At 56.7% G+C, this 18,537-nt stretch carries 16 protein-coding genes and 2 tRNA genes; 9 read left to right on the plus strand and 9 right to left on the minus strand.

Annotated elements, in window-relative coordinates; translation table 11 throughout:
- The 7 genes from ACH2ED_RS13860 to ACH2ED_RS13890 all read right to left on the minus strand — a co-directional run.
- The coding region (locus tag ACH2ED_RS13860) for an ATP-binding cassette domain-containing protein (RefSeq protein WP_395092122.1) at positions 1-527 on the minus strand (527 nt) is incomplete at its 3' end.
- On the minus strand, positions 524-1,303 hold the full coding sequence (locus tag ACH2ED_RS13865) for an ABC transporter permease (RefSeq protein WP_395092123.1): 780 nt from the start codon (positions 1,301-1,303) through the stop codon (positions 524-526). The genes ACH2ED_RS13865 and ACH2ED_RS13860, both read right to left, overlap by 4 nt.
- A gap of 38 nt (positions 1,304-1,341) precedes the next feature.
- The gene (locus ACH2ED_RS13870) at positions 1,342-3,159 is read right to left on the minus strand and encodes an OmpA family protein (RefSeq protein WP_395092126.1); all 1,818 of its coding nucleotides are present in this window, start codon (positions 3,157-3,159) and stop codon (positions 1,342-1,344) included.
- 30 nt (positions 3,160-3,189) lie between these two features.
- The gene (locus tag ACH2ED_RS13875; RefSeq protein WP_395092128.1) at positions 3,190-3,978 is read right to left on the minus strand and encodes a hypothetical protein; all 789 of its coding nucleotides are present in this window, start codon (positions 3,976-3,978) and stop codon (positions 3,190-3,192) included.
- Positions 3,979-4,003: 25 nt separating this feature from the next.
- Positions 4,004-4,858: a hypothetical protein gene (locus ACH2ED_RS13880; protein WP_395092129.1), complete on the minus strand. Its 855-nt coding sequence runs from the start codon at positions 4,856-4,858 to the stop codon at positions 4,004-4,006.
- 53 nt (positions 4,859-4,911) lie between these two features.
- Positions 4,912-6,261, minus strand: coding sequence for a DUF1552 domain-containing protein (locus ACH2ED_RS13885; RefSeq protein ID WP_395092131.1), 1,350 nt, complete (start codon positions 6,259-6,261; stop codon positions 4,912-4,914).
- A gap of 18 nt (positions 6,262-6,279) precedes the next feature.
- On the minus strand, positions 6,280-8,709 hold the full coding sequence (locus ACH2ED_RS13890) for a DUF1592 domain-containing protein (protein WP_395092133.1): 2,430 nt from the start codon (positions 8,707-8,709) through the stop codon (positions 6,280-6,282).
- Positions 8,710-8,780: 71 nt separating this feature from the next.
- Here ACH2ED_RS13890 and ACH2ED_RS13895 point away from each other — a divergent pair, with 71 nt between their 5' ends.
- Entirely contained in the window at positions 8,781-9,902 is a 1,122-nt protein-coding gene (locus ACH2ED_RS13895) for an acyltransferase family protein (RefSeq protein ID WP_395092135.1), read from the plus strand.
- Here the strand turns inward: ACH2ED_RS13895 and ACH2ED_RS13900 are convergent.
- The gene (locus ACH2ED_RS13900; protein ID WP_395092136.1) at positions 9,880-11,190 is read right to left on the minus strand and encodes a Gfo/Idh/MocA family protein; all 1,311 of its coding nucleotides are present in this window, start codon (positions 11,188-11,190) and stop codon (positions 9,880-9,882) included. The genes ACH2ED_RS13895 and ACH2ED_RS13900 overlap by 23 nt on opposite strands.
- 18 nt (positions 11,191-11,208) lie before the next feature.
- Here ACH2ED_RS13900 and ACH2ED_RS13905 point away from each other — a divergent pair, with 18 nt between their 5' ends.
- On the plus strand, positions 11,209-12,246 hold the full coding sequence (locus ACH2ED_RS13905) for a Gfo/Idh/MocA family protein (RefSeq protein ID WP_395092139.1): 1,038 nt from the start codon (positions 11,209-11,211) through the stop codon (positions 12,244-12,246).
- A gap of 62 nt (positions 12,247-12,308) precedes the next feature.
- On the opposite strand, the gene ACH2ED_RS13910 is transcribed toward ACH2ED_RS13905, so the two are convergent.
- Positions 12,309-12,884, minus strand: coding sequence for a PEP-CTERM sorting domain-containing protein (locus tag ACH2ED_RS13910; RefSeq protein WP_395092140.1), 576 nt, complete (start codon positions 12,882-12,884; stop codon positions 12,309-12,311).
- A gap of 337 nt (positions 12,885-13,221) precedes the next feature.
- On the opposite strand from ACH2ED_RS13910, the gene ACH2ED_RS13915 reads away from it, so the two are divergent.
- The 7 genes from ACH2ED_RS13915 to ACH2ED_RS13945 all read left to right on the plus strand — a co-directional run bounded on the left by ACH2ED_RS13915 (position 13,222) and on the right by ACH2ED_RS13945 (position 18,531).
- Positions 13,222-14,298, plus strand: coding sequence for a TolB family protein (locus ACH2ED_RS13915; protein ID WP_395092142.1), 1,077 nt, complete (start codon positions 13,222-13,224; stop codon positions 14,296-14,298).
- A gap of 27 nt (positions 14,299-14,325) precedes the next feature.
- Complete coding sequence (locus ACH2ED_RS13920) at positions 14,326-15,108, plus strand: ABC transporter permease (RefSeq protein WP_395092144.1); 783 nt, start codon at positions 14,326-14,328, stop codon at positions 15,106-15,108.
- Positions 15,109-15,111: 3 nt separating this feature from the next.
- Positions 15,112-16,020, plus strand: coding sequence for a hypothetical protein (locus ACH2ED_RS13925; protein ID WP_395092146.1), 909 nt, complete (start codon positions 15,112-15,114; stop codon positions 16,018-16,020).
- A 64-nt stretch (positions 16,021-16,084) separates the two neighbouring features.
- Positions 16,085-16,165, plus strand: a tRNA-Leu gene (locus ACH2ED_RS13930).
- Between the two features lie 20 nt (positions 16,166-16,185).
- Positions 16,186-16,257 (plus strand) — tRNA-Gly (locus ACH2ED_RS13935).
- Positions 16,258-16,352: 95 nt separating this feature from the next.
- Complete coding sequence (gene tig, locus ACH2ED_RS13940; RefSeq protein ID WP_395092148.1) at positions 16,353-17,888, plus strand: trigger factor; 1,536 nt, start codon at positions 16,353-16,355, stop codon at positions 17,886-17,888.
- Between the two features lie 52 nt (positions 17,889-17,940).
- Positions 17,941-18,531: an ATP-dependent Clp protease proteolytic subunit gene (locus tag ACH2ED_RS13945; protein WP_309692161.1), complete on the plus strand. Its 591-nt coding sequence runs from the start codon at positions 17,941-17,943 to the stop codon at positions 18,529-18,531.
- The last annotated feature ends 6 nt before the right edge of the window (positions 18,532-18,537 follow it).

Raw genomic sequence — 18,537 nt, forward strand, 5'->3', positions numbered from 1 at the left:
ACGGGATCGAGGCCCGAGAACGGCTCGTCCATAAGAACCAGAAACTCTGAGCAGAGCAGCTGCTGGGCGATGGCGACGCGCTGGCGCTGGCCGCCAGAGAGCTGAATGGGGTACTTCTTGGCATGCTCGCCCATCCCAAAGCGCTCCAGCATGCTCATTGCTTTGGCCGCATCGTTGTCCGTGGCGACCAGTAAATTAGAGAGAACCGTGCGGTGGGCAAAGAGGGGATAGTCCTGCGCGACCACGCCCACAGTGCCGCGCTTCACGGGATGGGCATCGGCTCCTAGCAAGACTTTCCCACTTGTGGGTTCCATCAGCCCTGCGAGGATGCGGAAGAGCGTGGTTTTTCCAACACCCGACGGTCCGAGCAGTCCAATGATCTGGCCTTGCTGCCGCCCGGGAATATGGACATTTTTGACTTCCGCATTGACATCTTTTAAGATCGGACGGCCATTGTAGCTATGAGAAATACTCTCCAGCTTGAGAAGCGTCTCGCGCATCTCGTAGTTGTTATTTGGGGTACTCATGCGTCGCTCCGCTCCTTGTTAAGATCGGCCCAGGGGCAGATGATCTGCCGGACCAGGCCCACGGCGTAGTCTTGAAATAATCCCACACAGAGCACAATGAGCTGGATGGCGAAGACTTTGTCCATGTGAAAGTACTTGCGCTGAATATCCAGCGCCACGCCCAGCCCGCCCTCGCTACGGTAGAGCGCCTCCACCATCGGCAAGAGCGTCCACGCAATCGCCGCGTTCTGTCGCACGGCATCGAAGACTTTGTCTATTGTCCCCCGGATCACCACCTCCCAGACCACGCGCCACTCGGAGAGCCGGAGCGTGCGGGCGTAGTCGTACTGCGACCGAGGGATCTCGGCGATGATCGAGAGTAGGGAGGTGAGCAGAAAGACACTCATCCCCAGCGTGAGCATCGCAAGCTTGACCGGCCGGTCCCCTCCGAGCATCAAGGTGAAGACCACCGAGAAGCCTACCAGAGAGAGAAATCGCCCACGCGACACTACCAGTGCCAGGGGGCGAAAGACCGGGATCACGGTGAGATATGCCAGGCTTGTGGAGATCACGGTGGAGAGCGCCAGTGCCTGCATAAATAGCCCGAAGCTGACGATCAGCTCCTGCCCGATTCCTCCACGCCAGAGCTCTCCCAATGCCACAAAAACCTCTCCGGGGCGTGGCAGGACTTTAAAGGGCGACGCGAGCCAGAGCACCAGAAAGAGCGCCGCCTCCCCGAGAAGAATCAAGCGAAATGTTGCCGGGGAGATGACCTTATTAGGCGTGAAAATTCCCATAATTTACCTTGCCAGGCCGTTTACGGCCCGGAGCATGTTTAGTTGGTTCTTAGCACAATCTCAACACGCCGGTTCTGTGCGCGTCCAGCATCCGTCGTATTAGGGACAATAGGTTTTGTCTGTCCGTACGACGAGACGGAGATACGTCCCTTAAAGTTTGCGGGGGCTTGTTTTTCCAGCCAGGTTTTTACGGCAAAGGCGCGTGCCTCCGAGAGTTGCATGTTCTTAGTCGGGTCACCAACATTGTCTGTATGACCTTGAATCTCCACGGACATATTTGAGGCAACCAGAAGGTTACGCTTGAGCTTCTCAAGATCCTGAACCGCTTTCGAATCGAACTCCGCACGCCCTGTCATAAACGGGATATTCCACTTGCTCTTGGAGCCCTCGCCATCAGCAGGTTTGCCCGGTTGTGTAGGCTTGATCTTGGCGACAAGAGTGGTGTCGCCAGCCTTGACCGCCCCGGAACCCGCCTTTGCCAGGATGGCTTTCAGATAGGAGAGATCCTGCACTTGATCTGCCGAGGGGTAGCCACTGACGATTTCTGGGTACTGTTTGACGACGAGATCCCCAAAGACTTTGTAGACCGCCGAGTAGAGGTTCGCGGAGCCTTGGGCCAGTCCGAAGGTGAAGGCCGCATCGGAGAGGTTGTTGGCACGCGAGCCGCCCAACTCGACACTCAGGCCGGTCTTATCTTTCTCCGTGACGCCTTTGTAGTATTTCTTCCAGTAGGCTGCATCGCTCTCTTTGTAGACCACGGCGCTGATCTCCGCTGCCTGCCCGAGCGCTTGATCACTCTTTTGTACGGCCTCACCGCCTGCGAGCGCGGCTTTGAGCAAGCCTTCCACAATCGGGCGGTTCGCTTTGCACCACTTGTCCACCCCGATCACCACACAGGGCATCTGGCTGGCGTACTCCTTGGTGGAGACAATCGAGACCAGGCCGCCACGCTTCTGCGCTACATTGACATCGCCGGGAGTCCAGGTCACGACGCCGTCCACCTTGATCTTCATGGTCTGCCCGGTCTTCTTGCCGTTGCGCACCACGGCCCGCTCCTCGGTGTAGCCGGTGATGTACTTTTCACCCGCGTCTAAGTAGTCGCTCGTATTGATCCAGTTGATCGCATCCGGGTCGTAGGTTTTCTCGTCGGGGTTGGTCTTGAGGTCGTTATCGCCGATCCACTTCTGCGCGATATTCCAGTCACCGTCGCGCAAGACGCCCGCAATCACGCCACCGCGTGCCGACTGTGGGTCGCGTTTCCAGTCGGCAGGCCCCATGAACTTGTCCTCGCCTCGTGAGAAGCCAATCGCCCCAACTACTTTGGGGCGGTACTCCGGCCCGATTTTTGAGAGCGCATCGTCCACGCCCTTGAGAAAGGCTGCCGAGCCGTCGCCCATCACGGTCACAAAGTGCGCTCCAACACTGGGATTTTTATCGCCCTGCGAGAGCTTGGTTGCAAAACTGACCAGCGCTTCCGTGAGCTTGTCGTTCATGTCCTGGCGTGCAAATTTTAAATTGACGCCATTCGTACACATCAGGCTTCCCTGCGTGGCTTGTGGTCCCCCGTTGGCAAAGTGCAGGCCCATGTGCGCGTTCCAGGCATAGCCGAGCAAGCGCACTTCGGGGAGATTGGTACAGCCGGCTTCTTTTCCGGGCATGGCGACGTTGAGATCGCCCACCCCGGTGCTGGGAGCAGGGGTACTGCCGTCGGGTAAGACAATCTTTGTCCCTGATACCGAGACTTTATCGGGAGCTTTGGGAATCAGCTTGCTGCCAAAAAGTCGGTAGCCACCGACGGCACCGCCGATCACAAGAGCTAAGATAACCGCTTTTCCTGCGGGAGTTAGTTGTGCCATTTTTCGTTTCCTTAATTTTCTACAACGGAATCAGAACCCTGATACTGCGGATGGTTGCACGCTCGCTGCATATTTTGAGGGGCCTGTGTCCAGGCTGAAAAACTCCAAAATATCGTCTATTTTATCGGCCTCCGCCTCACACTGTGCCTGTGCGGTGGTGAGCTGCTGCTGCGTGCTGGCGATAATGCCCTGCTGCTCCGTAATCCGCGCTTGCAGAGCCTCTATCTCCGCCTGCGCATAGCTCATGCGCTCCGTGGTCACTTTTCGCAGGTCCTCGATGTAGGACGCGAGGGCGGCGAGCTTGCGGGAGGCATCGGCGACAATGGTCTCGGCGCTGGCTCCCATGGTCGCGCCCATCGTGGTGAGGGTGGCGGCGACCATCTGGCGCTGCATGTCCAGTGAGAGCCCATTAGGGAGCTTGGAGAGCAGCTCGCGGGTCTGCTCCGCCCCAAAAGTGACCGTGGGCAGCTTGGCTCCGGCATAGATCGCCTGTACATCCACATTGCCATTGGGTAAGAGCGCTCCGGATGTTTCTTCCGCGGAGACTTTGATCTCGTCCAAGTTGGGACCATCGCTCTGGCGCACGAGCTGCTCGACGGTCTGGGGCGCTTGTGAGCCTGTCCCGATTGCCTTGGATTTTTTCTCAATCTCCGCCAGCTTACGATCCAGCTCCGTCATCTCGGCACTGGGAGTATTGCCATGCGGCGTGGGCGATGGTGCGGGCTCCGAGAAATTAAGCGCACGGGGGGCTTCGGACTTCGGCTCGTCCATCGTGACGAAAAGCCCGACAGCTTTACGAAATTTATCAGCAATTGGCATAGATTAGCGTTCTACCTCGTTACCATTATAAATCAAGACGGTGCGACATGTCATCATAGGCCGCAATCTCATCTAAAAGATTGGTCATCGCATCCGTTTGAGTGACCACACCCTCGATATCGGCGAGAACTTGCTCCGGGGGCCGCGCCCGAATCTGGTCATTGATAAGCCCGAAGGAGTCCTCCAGAAGCTGCATCTGGTGGCCTAAGTTGGTCAGAATTCGCCCGATTCGCCCAACATACTCATGACGCTGGGTCAGCACTTCCCTGCGCTTGTCCAAAACTGCCTGGGTGTTGCTATCTTCGTCGTGCTTGCCTTCGAGTTGCGCGATTTCCTCATCGAAGCGCTCCTGAATGGTGGTGACCATGCGCCGTGAACGGTCCTCGTTGGGAATCGGCGGCCCCTCTTTATCGCGACGCTTGCCTTTGAGGCCCACAACGACTTCGGCGTAGACATTTTCGAGATACTGCGCAAACTCCACCTCACGCCGTGCAAAGAGCAGAAACTTCTCCAGTAAGTAGTCTAGCTTGCGGCAGACCTCCCGCATCCAGTTCTCTTTGGAGAGGGCGTGGCCATCGAGCTGCGTGCGGATGTCCTCCAGGCGCGTAAAGCGCTCCTGAACATTCTCTGAGATCACAAGAAAAACTTGCTCTCTAAGCTTCACGCGCCGCGCAGTCACTTCCGCATCGAAGCGCTGCGAGAGACGTTTCTGGTACCAGCGGGAATCGGGGACAAAGAGCAGGTACCCCACTTCCGCAACGACTCCTATCAGAAGGGGGAGAGGATTGAGAAATGCCAGTGAGAGTCCTGCTGCACCCGCCAATCCGACGACGTTGAAGTTCTCCTTAAATGCATCGGCCAAGCGATTCTTACGTGCCATTGGCCTCTATTTTAACACGAAAAACCTTCGCCCCCATGAATGGGGGCGAGTTCCTAAAAGAGTTGCTGAACCTTGCCGGTCGAGTCGCCTAGGGTCTCGCCGGGAACCCCGAAGCGATCCAGCATGGTGATGAGCAGGTTCGTCATTGGGGTGCCGTTCTTGTACTTGATGTGCCGCCCGCCTGCAATCGTCCCGCCGCCACCACCCGCCAACAAGAGCGGTAAATCATCGTGGTTGTGCCGGTCGCCGTCGCTGATGCCGCCGCCGTAGACAAGCATCGTGTTGTCCAGAAGTGTTCGGTTACCCTCTTTGATGTTCTGCATCTGGCCTAGAATATAAGCGAGCTGCTCCACGTGGAAGCGGTTGATCTTCTTGAGATTCTCCAGCTTCTCAGGGCTACGTCCATGGTGCGATGTCTCGTGGTGCCCATCGTTGATACCGACTTGTTTGTAGGCGCGGTTCGATCCCTCATTGGCGAACATAAATGTGGAGATGCGGGTGATATCGGCTTGAAACGCCAGCACCATCATGTCGCCCAGAAGCTTCACGTGATCGGGGTAGTCAGGAAGGCCTCCCGACATTCGCGCCTTCAGCGATTCTCCGCTGACGCCTGTCTCTTTGCCCGCTTTTTCCAAGAACGCCATGCGCCGCTCGATCTCGCGGATGCCCGTGAAGTACTCCTCCATCTTATGGCGGTCATGGGTCCCGAGACGTCCCTGGAGCGACTTGGCGTCTTCGAGCACAAAGTCCAGGATACTCTTGTCGTTTTGCTTGCGCTGTGCCCGTGCCTCGGCGCTCTCGCTGGCATCCTCGCCCCCGAAGAGCCGCTCAAACACGAGGCGTGGCTCGGTCTCTTTGGACATCGGGGAGTTCTCGGTGCGCCAGGAGATGGTATTGGAGTAGGCACACGAGTACCCACTGTCGCAGTCGCCCGCGAGGCCACCGCGCTCGCAGCCAATTTCCAGGCTGGGGAAGCGCGTGAGCTGGCCCTTCTTGGCCGCCGCGAGCTGGTCCGCCGAGAGGCCCACTTTAATATCCGCGCCGCTGGTCTTCTTGGGCTTGCAGCCGGTCAGCCAGGCCGCCGCCGAACGCGCATGGTCACCGCCGCCATCGCCGTGGGCGAAGGCCCAGTTCTGAGTAAGCCCGGTGAGCACGTTGAAGTGTTCTTTCATGCCCGCCAATGGCTCCAGGGTGTGCGGCAGTGCGCCCAAAGCCCCCTCGCCCTCAGGAGTCCAGTGCGCCATGTTGATGCCATTGGGTACGAACAGAAACGCCATGCGTAGCGGCGCTTCGCCCGCACTCTTCCCCGTCTGCGCAAAAGCGACTGCTTCGAGCCAGGGCAGTGCCAGCGCCACTCCCGCTCCCCGAAGGAGAGTCCGTCGCGTCATACTTGCATCGTTCATAGTTTGAATTATACCTTGCTAAATTTTCTTGCCGGATTCATCGCCGCGCCGCTCACGGAACGGCTGGCTGGTAATCACTGCTTCCACGATTGCGGAGAACTTGTAGCCCTTGGCTTCCACGGTCTTGGCCATGGCCTCCAGATTACATTTATCGGTACGCTCGACCCCGCGCCCGAGGGCGTAGGTGAGCAGGCGCTCGGTCATGGCTTTGGTGAACTGGCTCCTCTTGCCGAGTAGCACTTTTTTGAGTTCCTTGGGGCCGTCGAACTTACTGCCATCAGGAAGCACTCCCGACACATCAATGGGCTTCCCATCATCGTCCAGACGCCACTTCCCAATCGCATCGTAGTTCTCCAGCGCCAGCCCGATGGCATCCATCTGGGTGTGGCAGTTGGCGCAGGCCGGGTCTTTGCGATGAATCTCCAGCCGCTTGCGGAGCGTCTCGGCGACAATCGGCCCGCCGGGCTTATCGAGCTCGGGGACATTGGGCGGTGGGGGAGGTGGCGGCGTCCCCAGAAGATTTTCCAGAACCCACTTTCCACGCTTGACCGGCGATGTGCGCCCCGGGTTGCTGGTGAGGGTGAGCACGGCGGCCATGGAGAGAATGCCACCCCGCTGGCCCGGTGGCACAGGAACCCGCTGAAACTCCGAGCCTTTCACACTAGAGTTGCCGTAGTGCTTGGCCAGAGTTTCATTGAGATAGGAGTAGTCCGCATCCAGAAACTCCAGGATGCTGCGGTCTTCCTGGACAATGCCCGTGAAGAACAGCTCGGGCTCCGTGCGCATGGCCTGTCGTAGCGGTTCGTTGAAGGCCGGGAAGCGTGCCGTGTCGGGCTGCACCACGCTCACTTTTCGCAACTGGAGCCACTGGCCGGCAAAGTTATCGGCCAGCGCCCGGGAGCGCGGGTCTCTGAGCATGCGCTTGGCTTGTACGAGTAAAACACCAGGAGCCTGGAGCTTTTTTTGATCCGCAAGCGCTAAGAGCTCATCATCAGGCAGCGACGACCATAAAAAATACGAGAGGCGCGTTGCCAGCTCGTGGTCGTTAAGCTGCCGCCGGAAGCTGGGATCATCGGGTTTGGCATCGGGCTCCGGGCGGAAGAGGAAGCTCGGCGAGACCAGAATTCCCTGGAGGGCGAACTGAATGCCCTTCTCAAACGACTGCTTCTGGTTTTTCGCCATGCGCGAGAGCCCGACCAGACGCTTCACCTCATCGCTGGTGACAGGCCGACGGAAGGCACGATGGGCGATGGGAGTCAGAACCGCCTTTGCAGCGCGATCCCACTCCGCGTCGGTGTTGTCATCGGGCGTCTCAATAACCAATTTGCGGTGCGAAAAAGGCAGCTCCCGCTTGATCGTCCGCTTCTGAACTTCCTCAGGAATCTGAATCTCGATAGATTCCACGGTGAGGTTTCTATCACGCCGCTCGGGGGGGAGCTTTTCATCATAGAAGTCGTTGAGGAACTCCGCGCCGACTTTCTGCTTGCCCGGCTGCTCAATGGCGACTAATGCCTTGTAGGGTTGCAGATTGTTCGGCCCCGTGGTCACGGACACTTCCTTGGCGAAACTCCCCCCTACTTTGATTCTCATTTTGGCGGGTTCCGGGCCGCGCTTTTTGTTGGGAAGGTCAATATCAGGGCCCGCTGGGCTGGCGCCTGCTCGCACAATAATGGTGTAATCGCCAGCAGCAGGGAAGTCAAACTCGGAGCTGGCCTCACCGTTACTTGAGAGCAAGTAGCCCTCGCCTGTCACGCTGCCGGGGCCCTTGAGCTGTCCCGCGAGAATTTTTACTGAGCTGGGCTTATCCTCTGGAGCGATAATCGCGGCTCGGCTCGCCTTTGAGGCTGCGCTCATATACTTCTCCATGAGCAGCGGCGAGAGCGAGAGCACATCGCCGATATTGTCGAAGCCATAGCCGACATCGTCGTTGGGGAAGGCATCGGCGAGATGCAGATCCACGCCCAAGAGATCACGCAGGGTGTTGTTGTACTCCGCGCGGTTTAATCGCCGCATGGTGACGCGGCCCGGGTCGTTGATCTGGCAGTCAGCCTGGGAGAATAAGCTCTCCAGTGTCTGCCCGATCTTCTTGCGCTCCGCATCACTGGGCTGAGGAACTCCCGCAGGTGGCATGCGTTTCTCAAGCACCGCTGCCTCAACACGCTCCCAGGAGACGCGGCCTTTGAGAGCTGCAGCGAAGTTTTTTTCGCCGCTCAGGTTGATCCCGCCCGAGCCCTTGGGGGCCGTGTGACAGCCCACGCAGTACTTCTGCACCAGCGGCAGCACCTCCCGCTCAAAAGCAGCCGTCCCTGCCGAAGTGGTCTTGGTTGTTTTTTGGCTGGTGATGACAGCAGGCTTCTTAGGAGCGGTTTTTTTCTGGGGAAGGGCTGCCGCCGCTGTAAGAGCAACAAGGGGCAGGCCGATCGCAAACAAAGTAATACTTCGGAGCATGGCTTTTCTATAGATGGTTACAGAGACAAATAGGTTCAGGTTCCGTGTAATTTTTCCCGGTATTATAGTTTGTGCGCAGAGACGAAAAAACAGAGAATCGGCTGGAGGTACTCGATGGCCTGCGTGGGCTAGCCATCGCTCTCGTGGTGCTGTTTCACCTCTGGCAGAAGTCCTGGTGGAACCCGCTTGAGAAACTGCCTTGGCTGGAGTGTCTGCCTCGGCGTGGCTATCTTGGGGTGGAGATATTTTTCTTTCTGAGTGGCTTTTGCCTCTACTGGCCTTTGGCACGTTCTGGAAAGTGGCCAGGACTCCGTCGTTACTTCTCACGTCGGGCACTCAAGATCTTGCCCTCGTATTGGCTGTGCCTGGTGGCCGCACTGCTCTTAATTCCTGAAAAAGAAGTGGCTGCAAACTTCTGGCTACATTTTTTTTCCCACCTGAGCTTTCTGCACCCGCTGACTTTCGAGACCTACGGCTCGATCCACGGGGTCTTCTGGTCGTTAGGAGTCGAGGTACAGTTCTATGTACTCTTTCCGTTGCTTGCAGTCTTGTTTATCCGACGTCCGCTGATCGGCCCCTTGCTGGGCTGGCTGCTACTCGCGCTGATTGCCTTTTTCTACCGTCGCTGGGTGGTGCTGGGAGGCATGGAGGGACGGGGCTACACAATGCAGATGAACCAGCTTCCGGGCTTTCTGGATCTCTTCGGAGGGGGAATGGCAGCGGCGGCGCTCGTGGTTGTGCTGCAAAAACGTCTGAGGCCGCATCCTACCTGGAGCCTACTTTTAGTGGCTGGGCTTGCGGCTTTGCTGTGGCTCTTTCGCTTGTCCGATAGTCACAATCAGGGGCATGATGCAGTGACTAGCTATCAGGCGGCGATTCGGCTTCCGCTTGCAGTGCTACTGCTGCTCACCACGGTGGGGGGAGCGCTGACGCCGCTGCGCTGCGGGGGACTGCTGCGCTTTCTGGCGGCGATCTCCTACAATCTCTATCTCTGGCACACGCTGGTTGCGACACTCTTGCAGAAAGTGATGGGGATCACTGAGCCATGGAAAGTGACGGATGAGGGTTTGCGGATACGCTTCACCCTTGTGGCCGGGGTGGTTTCCTTGATGGTTGCTGCACTTCTCACCTACGGCTTCGAGCTGCCGCTACTGAGACGGGAGAGGCGGCCTATTTCCAGTTTCCGCGTGTGAAGTCTGGGAAGAGAATGCCCGAGCTGCCTTTCTTGATGGAGTCCTCGGAGAGTGGGCCGGGAGCGCTCCAGGCGGCGGCATCGTAGACATTGATGTCCGGGGTAAGACCGTTGTGGTAGCACTCAATGACGCGATAGTTCATGATGTAGTCCATCCCACCATGGCCGCCTAGCTTACGGGCCATGTCGCCCTCCTTCTGCCAGAGCGGATCCTCGTACTGCTTGTACACCTCGGTGCCGACAAAATCCTCGCCGCCTTTTTGGCCCTCCACATAGAAGCGTGCGGGGTAGTCCATGAACATTCCCTTACTGCCTTCAATGACATTGAGACGGGAGTAGGGGCGCGGAAGGGTGACGGTGTGCTGCAGGATAACTGTACGGCCCTGTGCGGTCTGGATCAGGCTGGTGTTCATATCACCACACTTGTAGACCTCTTTGCGCTTGGGGCTATCCGCGGGCACGTGGGAGTCTCGGTACTCGGCCAGTGCGACAGACTGGCTGCTCATGGAGACGAGGCGTGTGAACCGGTCGCCATTATGCACGCCCATGTACTGCGCCACCGGGCCGAGGCCGTGGGTGGGGTAGAGGTTGCCGTTGCGGGTGATATGAGGCGCTCGTCGCCATAGTCCCTCCCCAGAGTCCGCAAGCAGAAGACTCCGAAGATCATGATTGTAAGCCGCCTCGCCGTGCACCAGCTCCCCGAAAATACCCTTTTTGCACATATTGAGCACCATGCGCTCCGTGTAGCCGTAGCAGCAGTTCTCTAGCTGAATACAGTGTTTGCGCGTGCGCTCGCTGGTCTCCACCAATTTCCAACAGTCCGCAAGTGTTATGGCGGCAGGTACCTCAACGGCGGCATGTTTGCCGTGTTCCATCGCGCAGACCGCCATCGGGACATGCCAGTCCCAAGGAGTGGCGATATAGACGAGGTCAATGTCCTCACGGGCGCAGAGCTTCTCGTAGTCATGATTGCCCGCACCGTAGACCTGGGGACGTTTCTGCCCGGCTTTCTCCGCCCGGTTGGCAAAGCTCTCCGCCCGGGCAGCGACGACATCACAAACCGCCTTGAACTCGACCCCTTTGATATTGAGAAGATCATTGAAGAGCCCGCCGCCGCGTCCGCCGCAGCCGATAAACCCGATGCGAACCACATCGCGTTTCTCAAAGGGCACGCCCATCATCGTCGCCGCCGTCATCGCTGCGGGAGCCGCGATTGGCTCTACCGTCGCACCCATTGCTGTTGCCACGCTCACTGTGGCTACATTTTTAAGAAGGTCTCTTCGCTTCATGTGTAGCATTATACCTTCATGGAAAGAATTCGTGTGGGAGTTTTAGGGCTGGGTCGCAGTGGCTACGGCATCCACTGCAAGGCATTTGAGAAGCTACAACAGACATACGAGCTAGTGGCGGTAGCCGACATCAACGGCGTGCGTGCAGCGGAGACGGGCAGGGAACTTGGCGTGACGGCGGTGACCTCGGTGGAGGAGCTGGTGGCGATCCCGGAGATCGAGTTGATCGTGGTTTCGAGCTACAACCGGGATCACGCTCGAAACGCAGTCACCGCTCTGGAGGCAGGAAAGCATGTGGTCTGTGAAAAGCCGTTCGGGCTGAGTGTCGTGGAAGTGGACAGCATGATCGTGGTGGCAAAAGCGGCAGGCAAGCTCGTAGTGCCGTTCCAGAACCGGCGCTACGAAGATAGTTACGTTAAAGTAAAAGAGATTATTTCCAGCGGCGTGCTGGGCAAGATTGTCCATATTCGAATTGCTCAGCACGGCTTCGGACGGCGCTGGGACTGGCAGACACTTTCCGAGTTTGGGGGAGGGCAGCTTCACAACAATGGGCCGCATATCTTAGACCAAGCACTGGGCCTCTACGAAACCGTGGGCGTGGACAATGTCGAGAGCCTAGAGATCTGGAGTGATATGCGACAAACCCTCGCGTCAGGCGACACGGCGGATCATGTTCGCGCCACCCTGCGCCACCCCGAAGCCTTCACACTGGACATTGAGTTTGCCGCGACCTGTCCGTATCCTCAGGACAAGTGGCTAGTGATGGGGACGTCGGGGGGGCTCAAGGGCACGAGCAACAAACTGGAGTGGAAGTGGGTAGACTGGCGCACCCATGTTGCGCGTCCTGTGGAGTGTGCCTCAACCCCGGATCGCTCCTACAACCACGAAAATCTGGAGTGGCAGAGTGCCAGCTACGAATGCGAAGAGGGCTTCGAGCGTCTCCAGGGCGCGTTCTACTCAGATCTGTGGCACTCGATCCGGCAGGGCGCACCACTCACGGTGACCCCAGCGAGTGTCCGCAAGCGCATCCGCTTGCTAGAGCGGATCCGAGAGTAGACAAACACAAAAAGTCTCCCCACCATTTGGGGAGGAGACTGATTAGTGAGGTTTCCCTGATTCTAGGCGCGGCGACGGCGTGCGACAACACCGGCGATCATTCCAAGCCCAAGGAGAGCCAGTGTACCCGGCTCAGGTACTACTGGGGTAGTGGCGATAAAGCTTGCTGCTCCGTAACGTCCGACTACCGGTTCATTCACCGTTGGCAGTGTATTTGGAGTCGCTGAGAAAGCACTTGTACCATAGCTAACAGTTCCTGCAAAGGTATTGAGCGTGAATGGAGTTGGCGCTCCTCCTGAGTTGAAGTTCTGATCATTGGAGTTATAGCCATAGGCGAAAAGCAAATAGTTACCAACGGGTAGAACCGTAGGGCCAGTACTTTTGAAAGTAAATGAACCTGAGCCCGGAGCTCCGGGAGCACCTTGGGTAAAAGTAGTCTGCGTAAAAATCGTCGTGTACGTTGCGTTGCTGATTCCCACGGTGATTGTGGTTCCTGCCGCGAACCCCGCAAACTCGCCGTCAAAAGCACCAAGTGAAGTAACCGTGAGAGGAGCGGATGAGATAGTGAAAAACTGCCCCAAAGTTCCGTTAAAGTTCTGATTGCCGACAGCAACTCCCGAGATAGCGGTCTGAGCCAAAGCCTGATGTGGTAGACAGGCCACTAGGCCAACCGCTACAGCACTCCCAACAACGCGTAAAGATAATCGCATAACAAACCTCACTTACATTTTCAGTAGTAGAATATTTGAGTCAGGAGTGTATCATTCACGAGCCACTCCAGAATATCAGCAGGCTTAAGGTTTCAACCTTAATCTCACACGACTCACGGTTCTCCCGTAGACGAAATAAGATTTCCCTGTGGGGATATTCTACCCCAAAATGTAAAAAACAACACCTATTATCGGTAAATCCAAATAAAAATTTAGAGGGGAAGTTTTAGGATTTTGGTTTCACGAATCGGGTACAACCAGAATTATGCGAATTGGCGTTACCTTTCTTACCCTCGGGCTCTGTGCTTTGGCGCTCGCACAGCCGCCCACTACAGGCATGGGGCCACTCTCCAACCTCCATGACTCCCGTGAAGCGCACCTCACAAATGTCCGTCAGCTCACCTTTGGAGGGCAGAATGCTGAGGCCTACTGGAGCTTCGATGGGAAACGTGTGATCTTTCAGCACATGCAGGGTAATGGCGATGCAGATCAGATTTACACGATGCGTCCCGACGGGGGGCAACGCAAGCGCGTCTCCACGGGGAAAGGACGCTGCACGTGTGCCTATTTTCTCAAAAACAATAAAGAGGTGATCTTCGCCTCTACCCACGGCTACAGTGCCGCCGTCCCGCCGGAACCAGATCGCTCGCAGGGCTATGTTTGGCCGATCTATCCTTACTACGCGATCTACAAGGCCAACACTGATGGGACGAATCTTCGTCCGCTTTTTCCTGCCAAGATCGAGTCTGGCAAGGAGTGCGGCTACAATGCGGAGGCGACCGTCTCGCCCGATGGTAAGCGCATAATTTTCACGTCCACCCGCGACGGCGACCTGGAGCTCTACTCCATGAAGGCTGATGGCACGGACTTGAAGCGTCTCACGAATCGGGTGGGCTACGATGGCGGTGCCTATTTCTCTCCTGATAGCAAAAAGATAGTCTGGCGCTCCAGTGTTCTGGCCGACGATAAAGCAATTCTGGACTACCAGCGCCTGCTCAAGCAGAACTTGGTACGCCCAACTTCTATGGAACTCTGGGTGGCGGATGCGGACGGGGCCAACCCGAAGCAGGTGACACGAAATGGAGCCGCCAACTTCGCGCCATTTTTTACACCTGACGGTAAAAAGCTGATCTTTGCTTCCAATGTTGATGATCCCAAGCGGCGCACTTTTGAGCTTTATCTCATAAACACGGACGGTACGGGGCTAGAGCGTGTCACCCATGGGCAGCAGTTTGACTCGTTTCCGATGTTCTCTCCCAATGGCAAGCAGCTTCTGTGGGCGAGCAACCGGCACGGTAAAGACCATGAAACAAATATTTTCGTTGCGGACTGGGTGAAGTAATCTCGCAAAACTGCCAATAATCTGGGTATGTTGCGACGAAAATTTGTGGTCTGGGGGGCACTGGCACAGGCGGCCGTTTTGGAAGCAGTGCGCCGTAAGGATCTCTACGTAGCGATGATTCTCTCGTTCTTGATGATCGGGATGGCCGCACTCGTGGGGCGCTTTGGCGTGCAGGGGCTAGATATCTTCCTGAAGAGCGCTACCCTGACCGTGATTAACCTACTCTCTGTCATCTTGACGATCGTCTTTGCGGCCAGACAGATGCCTGAGGAGATCTCACGGCGGACGATCTACCCCCTCCTAGCTCGCCCCATCTCACGCACGGATCTACTCATCGGAAAATTTCTGGGAGTCTTTGTGCTCTCCGGGATGGGGCTGTTGACCTTTGCACTAATTGGGTGGGGGGCACTGACGGTGTATGGGCTCCATCCCGGAGTGATTTTCTGGCAGTACCTAGTCTTACGCCTGTTTGTGCTGATGCTGCTCTCCGCGGTGACGATCACGATCTCGGTGTTTCTCACTCCTCAGGCGACAGTGACTATTACGCTACTGTTGGCCGTGGGCTCACAGGCATTCTCACAGTCCACTCTTCTGCTGGATAAAACCAGCCAAGGGATTAGCCAGGCACTTCTACGGGGTTTCTATTTTTTACTGCCGGAGCTAAATCTTTTTGACCTTTCTGGGAAAGTTAGCCATGGCTGGAAGCCAGTGCCTCTGTGGGTGCTGGTGGCGCTGCTGGGCTACGCGCTGTTGCACTGTATGGTCAGTCTGATGGTGGGGGCGATGCGTTTCAAGAAAGTGGCACTATAGACTATGAGAAGCGAGCTGGCTATTGGGACGCTCTGCATCGCGGGGCTGGTGCTGGCGGGGAAAATTGGGCAGAGTGTTCAGCCTCAGCTCAAAGCGCCTGTGGGGTTGACCCTCCATCAGCAAGAGGCACTGGAAGAGTCGGCTGTGGCTTCACTCTTTGGCGAGTTTCGCGCTTCAGTCGCGGATTTTCTCTGGCTGGAGTCGGATCGCTATCTGCATTTTGGTGTTGGGACCCGAGGGCGGCTGGATTCAGAGAAGAAAGACAAGAAAATAGGGAGAGTACAGGGGCAAGCTACCCACGACAGTCACCATGACGAGACTACTATTGTCCCTAATGCGGAGGCTGACTGGCGAGGAGTCTTGGGCAATTTAGAGCGCCAGACCCAGCCCTACATGGATATGTCTCATCACGAGGAGCGGGATGCGAAAGAAACGATCCCTCTTTTTCGCTTGATGACCTGGACGAACCCGCACTTTATTCAAGGCTATGTTCATGGCGCGATGCAGATGGCCCGAGTGAGCAAGAAGCTTCCCGAAGCACTGGCTTTTCTCCAGGAAGGCGAGCGAAACAACCCGGACAGCTTGTCCATTCAGGCCACTCTCTGTGAGCTGTATTTTGTTCGCCTTGTCAAACTTGAGAAGGCACTTGCTCATGGGAATAAGGCACTCCTGCTCTGCTCTCAAAAAGATCGTAAAACCCTCAGCCGGGATGAAGATGAAGATGTCAATAATGCCTTCCGGTGGCTTGTGTTGATCTACCGTGATCTGGGGGATGCCCGGCGAAAAGCAGGCGATGTTGATGGGGCTCAGGAGCTCTATGCGCAGGGGCGCCGCGTGGCGAATGCATGCCTCCAGTACTATCCTGAGGATCCGACCGCCATCAAGTTCTTACGCAGTTTCGCGGGCAAGTAGAGACAAGTCTTGACAAGAAGGCATCTGTAAGCTAGAATATCCTGTGTCGGCCTGTTACCTGGTTGGGCGAGTGGTGAAATGGCAGACACGCTGGTCTTAGGAACCAGTGCCGCAAGGCGTAGGGGTTCAAATCCCCTCTCGCCCATAGCCGAGCGGGTATAGTACGCGGGAGTAACTCAGTGGTAGAGTGTCACCTTGCCAAGGTGAAAGTCGAGGGTTCGAATCCCTTCTCCCGCTCTTCGATCTAATCCAAAAGACCGAGGTAGGGTACTGGAGCGGCAACGTCTCCAGTACCCTTTTTGTTGACTAACCAAAATCTATAATTTTTAGGAGTGAAAATTCCACCGATGCAGGTGACGACTGAGCAGCTTGACCCCTGCAAGATCGCGCTGACAATCTCTGTTCAAACGGAGCGAGTCGAAGTCGCACGAAAGAAAGCATTCCAGCAGGCTGTTACCAGCCTGCAGCTTCCCGGCTTCCGCCGTGGAAAGGTGCCTCCCCATATTGCCAAGAACTATGTTGATGAAGCACGCGTCAAACAGCGCGCTGCGGAGTCACTGGTTCCAGATGCCTACCGCGATGCCCTCGTCCAGACGAGTGTGGAGCCGTTCGCCGAGCCGGACATGGAGTTTATCTCTATGGACGATGGCGAGGCGTTTGTGTTCAAGGCTTTGATTCCGTTGCGCCCCCAGATAACTCTAGGGCTCTACAAAGGATTGGAACTGGAGCGTCGCAAGATCACCATCACTGACTTGGACGTCGAGAAAGAGCTGGATAGTGTGCGTGGGCGCTACGCCGAGTATCCGGAGATCGAGGATCGGCCTTCCCAGATCGGTGATTTCTTGATGGTGGATCTTACGGCCATTGTTGAGGGACAGGATCTGCCGGAGCTTGCCGAACCCAAGGCGACCATGATCGAGGTGGGGAAGAACATTCCCGATCTGGATGCTGGACTGGTAGGCCTTAGTAAAGGTGACACCAAAACGATCGAAGCAACCTACCCTGAGGCTTTCGAGAATGAGGAGCTCCGTGGGAAGCGGGGAGCCTTCACGGTTTCGGTGAAGGAAGTACGCTCCCGGGTTCTCCCCGAGCTAACCGACGAGCTCGCTAAGCGGGCTCGCCCCAAGGTTGAGACCGTTGAAGAGCTTCGCGCTGACATCCGTGAGCGCCTGGAAAAAGACGCCGAGCAGGCCAGCGAGAACGAGATTGAGTTCCACCTAGTCAGCAAGATTGTCGAGACCAGCCAGATCCACTTCCCTGAGGTGCTCTTGCGTGCCGAAGTCAATGCGGAGCTCCAGCAGCTCTCGCAGACACTGGAGCAGAACAAAGTCACACCAGAGCAGTACCTAGCTTCCATCGGCAAGAGCGTTGAGCAGCTTCAGGGCGAGATGGCTGTGGGAGCAACCCAGCGCATCAAAAACTCCCTGGTGCTCTCCGAGGTTGCCCGTACCGAAAGCATCACCGTCGAAGAGGCAGATGTGGATGCCAAGCTAACGGAGCAAGCTGAGCAGGCCGGAGTAAGTGTCGCGGCGGTGCGTGCCTACGTGGAGTCCCAGGGAACCCTGGATCGCTTCCGGGATCAGGCACTTACCGAGAAGATCTTAACCTATCTTAAAGAGATTAGTAAGGTCTCCGAGCGAACCCTCACGACAGCCGAGCTTGAGGCGGAAGAAGCGGCCAAGGCGGAAGCGCCCGCAGTTTTAGAAGCTACCGAAGAGGCCAAGCCTAAGAAACGGGCCGCGACCAAGAAAAAGGCTGAGGAGCCTGCCGTTGAGGCAGCCCCTGAAGCCGAGGCGGCGCCGGCTGTTGAAGAAAAGCCAAAACGACGGACAAAAAAGACGGAAGCGGAAGCCCCCGCCGAGTCATAATAAGAAAAGAGAAGTGGCCCTGTAATCCAGGGCCACTTGAGTATGAAGACCTATGCCACTGACGATTCCTGGCGTTATTGAACAAGATGCACGCGGTAGCCGCGAGCAGGATCTATTTTCCCGACTTCTTAAAGACCGCATCATCATCCTCGGTGAAGAGGTGGATGACCAGCAGGCAAGTATCATTGTAGGATCGCTCCTCTTTCTGGAGAAGCAAGACCCCGATTCCGATATTGAGTTCTATGTTAATTCCCCAGGAGGCTCGGTGACGGCAGGTCTTGCCATCTACGATACGATGCAACTCCTGCGGTGTGACGTGGCGACGATCTGTATGGGAATGGCTGCCTCCATGGGAGCAGTGCTTCTCGCAGGGGGAACCAAGGGGAAGCGCTTCGCCCTGCCCAATGCTCGTGTTATGATCCACCAGGTGAGCGCGGGCTTCCGGGGAACCGCAGGCGATATTGATGTTCAGGCCCGAGAAATATTAAAAACAAATGATCAACTGGCGCGAATATTGCAGAAGCATACAGGTCAGGATCTAGACAAACTCAAGCATGATATCCAGCGCGATTACTTCCTCTCCGCAGAGGAATCCGTGGCGTATGGGCTGATTGACGAAGTCCTGGTTCGCGAAAAACGCTAATACAGG

The organism is Armatimonas sp., from assembly GCF_043757465.1.
Classification (GTDB): domain Bacteria; phylum Armatimonadota; class Armatimonadia; order Armatimonadales; family Armatimonadaceae; genus Armatimonas.

What these genes read in the sequence shown, in the direction of transcription:
- ACH2ED_RS13890 (WP_395092133.1), bottom strand. Translation starts at nt 8,709, where the DNA reads ATGCTCCGAAGTATTACTTTGTTTGCGATCGGCCTGCCCCTTGTTGCT.
- ACH2ED_RS13900 (WP_395092136.1), bottom strand. Translation starts at nt 11,190, where the DNA reads ATGAAGCGAAGAGACCTTCTTAAAAATGTAGCCACAGTGAGCGTGGCA.
- ACH2ED_RS13870 (WP_395092126.1), bottom strand. Translation starts at nt 3,159, where the DNA reads ATGGCACAACTAACTCCCGCAGGAAAAGCGGTTATCTTAGCTCTTGTG.
- ACH2ED_RS13885 (WP_395092131.1), bottom strand. Translation starts at nt 6,261, where the DNA reads ATGAACGATGCAAGTATGACGCGACGGACTCTCCTTCGGGGAGCGGGA.
- ACH2ED_RS13865 (WP_395092123.1), bottom strand. Translation starts at nt 1,303, where the DNA reads ATGGGAATTTTCACGCCTAATAAGGTCATCTCCCCGGCAACATTTCGC.
- ACH2ED_RS13875 (WP_395092128.1), bottom strand. Translation starts at nt 3,978, where the DNA reads ATGCCAATTGCTGATAAATTTCGTAAAGCTGTCGGGCTTTTCGTCACG.
- ACH2ED_RS13920 (WP_395092144.1), top strand. Translation starts at nt 14,326, where the DNA reads ATGTTGCGACGAAAATTTGTGGTCTGGGGGGCACTGGCACAGGCGGCC.
- ACH2ED_RS13880 (WP_395092129.1), bottom strand. Translation starts at nt 4,858, where the DNA reads ATGGCACGTAAGAATCGCTTGGCCGATGCATTTAAGGAGAACTTCAAC.
- ACH2ED_RS13945 (WP_309692161.1), top strand. Translation starts at nt 17,941, where the DNA reads ATGCCACTGACGATTCCTGGCGTTATTGAACAAGATGCACGCGGTAGC.
- ACH2ED_RS13905 (WP_395092139.1), top strand. Translation starts at nt 11,209, where the DNA reads ATGGAAAGAATTCGTGTGGGAGTTTTAGGGCTGGGTCGCAGTGGCTAC.
- ACH2ED_RS13925 (WP_395092146.1), top strand. Translation starts at nt 15,112, where the DNA reads ATGAGAAGCGAGCTGGCTATTGGGACGCTCTGCATCGCGGGGCTGGTG.
- ACH2ED_RS13915 (WP_395092142.1), top strand. Translation starts at nt 13,222, where the DNA reads ATGCGAATTGGCGTTACCTTTCTTACCCTCGGGCTCTGTGCTTTGGCG.